This window comes from Loigolactobacillus zhaoyuanensis, from assembly GCF_003946385.1.
In the GTDB taxonomy this organism is placed as follows: domain Bacteria; phylum Bacillota; class Bacilli; order Lactobacillales; family Lactobacillaceae; genus Loigolactobacillus; species Loigolactobacillus zhaoyuanensis.
Map to the genome: position 1 here is coordinate 55,167 of NZ_RHOE01000010.1, position 6,804 is coordinate 61,970.

Consider the following 6,804-nt stretch of genomic DNA (forward strand, 5'->3'; position numbering starts at 1 on the left):
TATTAGGCATTTCACTAATTCACTTTTACAATTGAAGCGTCTATAGTGGATATAGCTTTTTATTAAGAAAGATAGGTGAACCCATCATGGCACATTTTCACATCAATCACGCCGCGTTGACTGGTAACTCAGAAGAACCAGCCAATGCAGCTAAGCCAAAGGAGGAATTCCCGAACGTTTTCGACTACCCCGATTTCATTGAACTGCGGCCCCAATTACGTAGCGCAGTCCATACGGTGGCAGAAGAATCCTTTGACCAACCAGTCTTACCTGTAAAAATTGAACGGATGGCAGTTGCGTTAGAGGCTCAATTAGAACGCGAAACACGTAAATATGAAGCCCAAGAAGCAGTCTTTGCTAACCAAAAAACAGAGTGCAGCGATTTAGTTCGTTTGTACACCCAAATCTTACAAGTGATCAGTCGCCAGCCTGATCCTAACAATACTGATCTCGAAGATTTAATTTTCGCTGTTGATCAGACTCGACAAGCTTTGCGTAACTTGCCCACTCAACCTGGCACTGGACCATTATATGATCCAGATAGTGTTCGCGAAATCATTCCCGCCACTTTTTATGATTTCGTCATTCAACGGCTCGCTCACCCTTACTTTATTCGCGACGATCACGAATTAAAACGGCAAAACCTATCAGCAGAAGGGCAACAATTTGTTGAACGCTTAGCCGCATACGCTTTTCGTGATTGGGATGCTTATTTGACCCACGAATATGACGCCCAGCACATCATCAAGAATAAAAAGAAGTTAGATGATCAAGTTTATTACACTAAATTGGAAGAAATCGAATTAAATTATGCAGATAAGGCCTATGCTCAAGTATTTGCGGATACCTTTAATGACTTCGCCAAATTATTGACGCCTAACTATTTGAAAAATTTCGATATTCATACCACGCCAATTCCCGCAGCTAATGCGGTTTTGCGCAAACAACTAACTGAGATCGTCCGTCAACGCTTTTTAGTTGATGCCGCCGGTTATGAGCATGTTGTCGATCAACCGATCAAAGAGATCAAGGCAAAATACGCCTTTTACCTGAAAAACTTTTCGTAATTAATTAGCTATTAGGGAGGTCCCGCCGTGAATTTATCCGCAGAACCCGGCAGTCCTGAATTTGAGAATGCTATTTTTATTTTAGATCAACCAATCACTGCTAAAACAGCACCATTACTAGTTTTCCAAGAAAATGTGATCCCTGAGCCAATGGACGCAGAAGCCTGGGCCATGCCAGCTTATTTAAGTGATGGCTTTAATTTATTCTTCGTCTTTGCACAAAATATGGGGCCAAATTGGTCAGCTACCTTCGCTCAAGTTACCATTGAAAATGGTAACGAAGTCACGAGTATGAGTAACGTGGTCCCAACTGGCTCCGGCTTCAACGCGATCGCGCACGTTGATCGCCACGCCGCCATTGAGCTACTAGCATACTTCGAAACACTTGCCGCCAGCAATCTTGGTCATTGGGAAATGGGTGCCTAAACTATTTAAGTACTTGAGTAAGTGTTTGATCAATCACAAAAGCAGGTATCAAATCTAAATCTAGATTTGATACCTGCTTTTTTCTTACTCTGAATACGTTTGACCCCAGTGTTATTTTTTAAACGATCAAGCTAGTTTTTCGTACTTCATTTAATCGATCTACGGGAATGCTTTCTGCGTATTGCCATTTACATTTCACGTGGTCATCCCATTTTTCACTGCCAGATCAATAAACGCTTTTTCCTGTTTAGTCAGCAATTGATCGCGCTTATAGGCGACCACCGTTTCACTTTGTAATTCAGTTGTTGCTAACTGATAGGTGGCTAATGGTACGTTGCTGGGATGGCTTTGCCAAACCATTTGTGGCACAAATGTAGCTGCCGAAAAGTTATGTTGCACTAATTTGATGCCGGTATCCAAGCTAGCCGTTCGCAACACGATTTGTGGTTCAATATTATTTTTAGCTAAATACTGAGCAAGCAAACGTTGAAAGCCCGAATTCTCATTTTCTAGAATTAGCGGTTGTCCGGCAATAAGCGCACGACAATCATTGATCAGTGTCACTGCTTTAGTTGTTTGTCGGTACTGCGGGTGGCTGGGTGGCAATAGCAAATAAACCGGCTCGCGAGCAAATAATTGATAGTGAATTTTAGGATTATCAACGGGTAAAACGCCGATATATAAATCCAAATTGTCGTTCAGCAACTCATTTTCCACTTCACTGCTGGGATATTCAACTAAGCGTAAGTCAACATTCGGGTACGCGGCGTGATATTGTGGCAGCAGCCGAGGCAATATCTGCTCGCCTAACGATTGGGTCACACCAATGACTAAGCGGCCGTGACCCGCTTCATTCAGATTAGCTAGGCCATGGTACAACGAGTCGTATTGTGCCGTGATGTGCTGGAGCCGCTGCAAATAATATTCCCCTGCATACGTTAGTTGCAATGGATGATGCCGCCGCTCGATCAAGCGCGTCGCCAACTGCGTTTCCCGCTGCTTAATTATTTTGCTCACTGCTGGTTGGGTCATAAATAATGCTTCGGCCGCCGCAGAAATATTTCCTAACTTGGCGATCGTCATTAAAATCATACTAAATTGTTTATCCTTTTCCAATGGCGTCATTGCGCTCACCTCTACTCATTTAATATTATATGCCAAAATTAACATAAATTTAACACAAAATAATTATTTCACAATTTACTAAAATAGATTATTATAGAAGGTGAAAGAGTGACACATTGAGTAAGCCCTTTCATTTATAACATTGTGACTAAATGCGATATGTCACTTATCGCATAATATATGTAAGGAAGGTTATTCTATGAAATTTATCGGTATCGTCGGAACTAATGCGGATTATTCTAATAACCGTATTCTGCTCCAATATATGCAAAACCATTTCGGCTCGCAGCATGAAATCGAAATTTGTGAAATTAATCAATTGCCACTATTTAACGAAAATATTATGAAGCCAACGCCCGCCAACGTCGCACAATTAGCAACTAAAATCGCTGCGGCTGACGGTGTGATCATCGCGACACCGGAATACGATCATTCGATTCCTGCTGCATTAAAAAGCGCGCTGGAATGGTTATCTTGCCAAGTTCATCCCTTCACGCATAAACCAGTCATGGTCGTTGGCGCTTCGTATGGTCCCCAGGGGTCGTCACGGGCCCAGCAACATTTGCGCCAGATTTTGGATTCACCTGGCGTAGGTGCCATCGTTTTGCCAGGTGACGAATTTCTACTCGGTCACGTTAAGGATGCCTTCGACACCCAGCACCAATTAAAAGACGCGCAGACGCGCAGCTTTTTGGAAGCATGCTTCGCCCATTTTGTTGACTTTGCGCGGATCATTAATCGACAATACAAAAAAGCAGCGCCAAAAATAGCTGAAAAACCGCAGCTGACTTGGAACGGTGCGTATGACGTGATCGTTATTGGTTTCGGCGCTGCTGGTGCCACGGCCGCCCGCTTTGCCGCTGATAATGGCGCTAAAGTCTTGTTGACCGATGCAGCTCCAGAAGGTCACGAAGGCGGCAACGTGCGTTATGCCGGCCAAGTCGTGGCCACGGGGACTGACTACGATAAAATGTTGGCTTACTACAAAGCGATGCTCGGCCCGATCGATTTGGACGCTGACCTCTTGCAGACCTACGTTCATGGCATGGTCAACATGCGCCAATACTTCCGTGATCATCTCGATGTTGAACCCGTTAGCTACAACGATACCTACAAAAATGGAACCAAAGGTGAAGTCGCTAAAGGCTTAGCGCCCGAATATCCGGAATACGCCGGGGCTGATACCTTTGACCTAAGCATGGTCCACGAAGGCTTTTTCGACGCAGCATTGTGGAAGAATTTGCGCCAGCATGTCGTTGACCGTCATCAAAATATCGATGTCTGGTTAGCTTCACCGGCACAACATTTGATTCAAGATCCATTGACTAAAGCAATCACCGGCGTCACGATCAAACGTAATGGTCACAACGTTAACATCCAAGCTAAAAACGGTGTTGTACTGGCCTGCGGTGGCTTTGAAACTGATAAAAAAGCGATCCAAGATTATTTAGGCGCGCCACACTTAGCAACGATCGGCACCCTTTACAACCAAGGCGATGGCATCAAGATGGCCGAAGAAATTGGCGCCGACATGTGGCATATGAAGAGTTACGAAGGCCTCGGCATGCTATCAGGCATGACCTTTGCGACCCAGCCCGGCGAACGCGGCAAATTAATTCTGGCGCCATGGACTGACCTGTACACCGGCAGTATTTTTGTAGTCGGTGACGATGGCAGCCGCTACTTCCGCGAAGATGAAGCTAACCGGCACGGTCGCTTGTACGATCATGGCACTTGGCGGATCCCGACCGCCCAGGATCACCCTTACTTGATTTTTGATCAGCAGCAATATGATCAATTCAAAGCAGCGACAAAACTACCCGATCCTGACTTCTTTAGCCGCGTAGTTAAAGCCGATAACTTGGCTGATTTAGCTGCTAAAACTGATTTAGATGCAACAACATTACAACAAACGGTCACTGAATTTAACGGCTTTGCTGAAAACGGCGTCGACTACAGTCAGCACCGCGCCGCAGCAACGATGCGCGCCTTTACCGCCGGCACGTATTACGCCGTCAAATTAGAATCCGGCATGCTCAATACCCAAGGTGGCCCGCGCCGCAACGCTAACGCCGAGATCCTGAACACCAAGCAACAACCAATTCCGCATTTATACGGTGCTGGCGAACTCGGTGGCGCCAACGCTAACCAATACGCCGGTGGCAGCAACTTAGCCGAATGCTTGATTTTCGGTAAAATTGCCGGTGAAAATGCGGCCAAAGAAAAATCAGCAACCATGGTGGCCCCAGTCATCGCCGCGGCTAACGTTGATCTCGGTGGCAATGACTTAGGCGCCGCGGATTCACTGGCTGATATCAGCGTTGGCCCGAACCAATATTTAGGCGTTAGCGAAGCCGGTATTGGTGGCCAAGTGGTGGTCCGCGTCACCTACACTGACGACAAGATCCAAGCCGTTGAAGTGGTCAAACAAAGTGAAAGTGAAGACGTTGGTAAGGCCGCGGTCGAACAATTACCCGCAGCGATGGTCGCCGCTAACAGTTACGATGTTGACGCCATTTCCGGCGCTTCAGCTTCCAGCAACGCCATCAAGAGTGCAGTTAAAAACGCCATCGCCAAAACAGTTAAGGCGTAGTTTAAATGCTGCCACTTAAGAAAAGTTATTTTGCCCTGGGGACTTTGATCAATTTAACCGTTTTTGCGCCAGCAACTGAGGCTGACCTTGAAGCAGCCTATCACTTGATCCAGCACTATGAAGATGTTCTGACCGTTAATCGGCCACAATCGGAAGTCATGGCGATCAACCATACCGCCGGTGAACATGCAGTCGTTGTTTCAGCGCTGACCTATCAGTTAGTGCAAACCGCCGTTAATGTTAGCTTGCAACAACTTGGTTTTAACGTTGCAATCGGCCCATTAGTTAAGCTTTGGCACATCGGCTTTAGTGATGCCCACAAACCTAGCGACCGAGCAATCGCTACTAAGTTACCCTTGATCGATCCACAGCAGATCGAACTCAATGAGCAGCAACACAGCGTTTTTCTACGGCAAAGCGGGATGGAGCTTGATCTCGGCGCTATTGCCAAAGGCTACATTGCCGACGCGATCCGCACACTGTGGCAACAACGCCACGTGGTCCAAGGGATCATTGATCTCGGTGGCAACATTCTTTTAGTTGGACAACAACAATGGCGCGTTGGTATCCAAGCGCCAGATCGACAGCGTGGGCAAATGATTATGCGCTTGACCACCGCTGCGGCCGCGGTGGTTACCTCTGGTATTTACGAACGCCACTTACAAATTGACGGCCACGATTACCATCACATGTTCGATAGTCAAACCGGCTACCCGATTGAAAATAATTTAGCCAGCGTGACGATTATTGCCCCTGACTCGCTGACCGCAGATATCTGGACGACGATTGCCTTTTATCAGGGATTAGCTAGCAGAAAATTAATTGCGCAACAACCTGATCTAGCCGCTATTTATGTGACGCAAACCCAGCAGATCTATTTGACTGCCGGATTAAAGGACAAAGTTGAGTTGCTGGATAGCGCTTATCAAATTCAATAGCTCGTTAAAAATAAAGCTGTGAATAAATGATTTAGTTCTTTCTAAAGTTTAATTAGGACAGATTTTGTTTGGTTCCATTCCGGTGCTGGCGTGGAACGCGTGCGACTTGAACTTGGCGGTTTTCGCCTTAGTTCAATCGACAACGGGAAGCAAGCACTGCTTAGCGGATAAGTGCTAGTTTCTGATACTTGTTAAACTTAGTTGTTAAGAACGAGCGACAGTGGCGCGTTGGACTTGCCGCACCTCGGCAATAGTCCAATCGACAACGGGAAGAGCGTTCTGTTTAGCAAATAAGTACTAATTACGATACTTGTAAATAGTGTCATTAAGAACGAGCGACAGTGATACGCCAGCGCCTCCATTTCACCTTGGCAGTTTTAGAACACTATTTAATTGGTTAGTTTAATCGTCTTAGCTAGTTCAATTAGGATTAATCGACAGTTGTTAGAGACTCGTAGTTGTAAAAATAGATTATGTTCGCATAAAAACACCGGTAAAACAGTCAGAAACCTGAATTATGCATATCTGTTCCTAAACCTTAACGAGAATGTTGCTACACCATCGTTTTATCTTTGATTGAGAGTTTCACCAAAATGGTGTACCAAAAAAGCACCTTCCGTGTTATTGTTATAGCGACCAAACAATAACGAACACA

The 6,804-nt window shown here is 45.6% G+C and carries 5 protein-coding genes; 4 read left to right on the forward strand and 1 reads right to left on the reverse strand.

Annotation, left to right across the window (positions count from 1 at the left end; genetic code table 11):
* Window positions 1-86: 86 nt before the first annotated feature.
* Window positions 87-1,067: a hypothetical protein gene (locus EKM76_RS03790; protein ID WP_125549364.1), complete on the forward strand. Its 981-nt coding sequence runs from the start codon at window positions 87-89 to the stop codon at window positions 1,065-1,067.
* A 27-nt stretch (window positions 1,068-1,094) separates the two neighbouring features.
* Window positions 1,095-1,493 (forward strand): hypothetical protein, encoded by a 399-nt coding sequence (locus EKM76_RS03795; RefSeq protein WP_125549365.1) that lies wholly within the window; start codon window positions 1,095-1,097, stop codon window positions 1,491-1,493.
* A gap of 195 nt (window positions 1,494-1,688) precedes the next feature.
* On the opposite strand, the gene EKM76_RS03800 is transcribed toward EKM76_RS03795, so the two are convergent.
* A complete protein-coding gene (locus EKM76_RS03800; protein WP_125549366.1) occupies window positions 1,689-2,618 on the reverse strand; it encodes a LysR family transcriptional regulator in 930 nt (309 codons plus the stop codon).
* A gap of 199 nt (window positions 2,619-2,817) precedes the next feature.
* Between EKM76_RS03800 and EKM76_RS03805 the strand changes: the two genes are divergently transcribed.
* On the forward strand, window positions 2,818-5,211 hold the full coding sequence (locus tag EKM76_RS03805; RefSeq protein WP_125549367.1) for an NAD(P)H-dependent oxidoreductase: 2,394 nt from the start codon (window positions 2,818-2,820) through the stop codon (window positions 5,209-5,211).
* 5 nt (window positions 5,212-5,216) lie between these two features.
* Window positions 5,217-6,149: an FAD:protein FMN transferase gene (locus tag EKM76_RS03810; protein ID WP_125549368.1), complete on the forward strand. Its 933-nt coding sequence runs from the start codon at window positions 5,217-5,219 to the stop codon at window positions 6,147-6,149.
* Window positions 6,150-6,804: the final 655 nt, after the last annotated feature.

Coding starts and splice junctions, on each gene's coding strand:
- EKM76_RS03790 (WP_125549364.1), top strand. CDS start 87: ATGGCACATTTTCACATCAATCACGCCGCGTTGACTGGTAACTCAGAA.
- EKM76_RS03800 (WP_125549366.1), bottom strand. CDS start 2,618: ATGACGCCATTGGAAAAGGATAAACAATTTAGTATGATTTTAATGACG.
- EKM76_RS03805 (WP_125549367.1), top strand. CDS start 2,818: ATGAAATTTATCGGTATCGTCGGAACTAATGCGGATTATTCTAATAAC.
- EKM76_RS03810 (WP_125549368.1), top strand. CDS start 5,217: ATGCTGCCACTTAAGAAAAGTTATTTTGCCCTGGGGACTTTGATCAAT.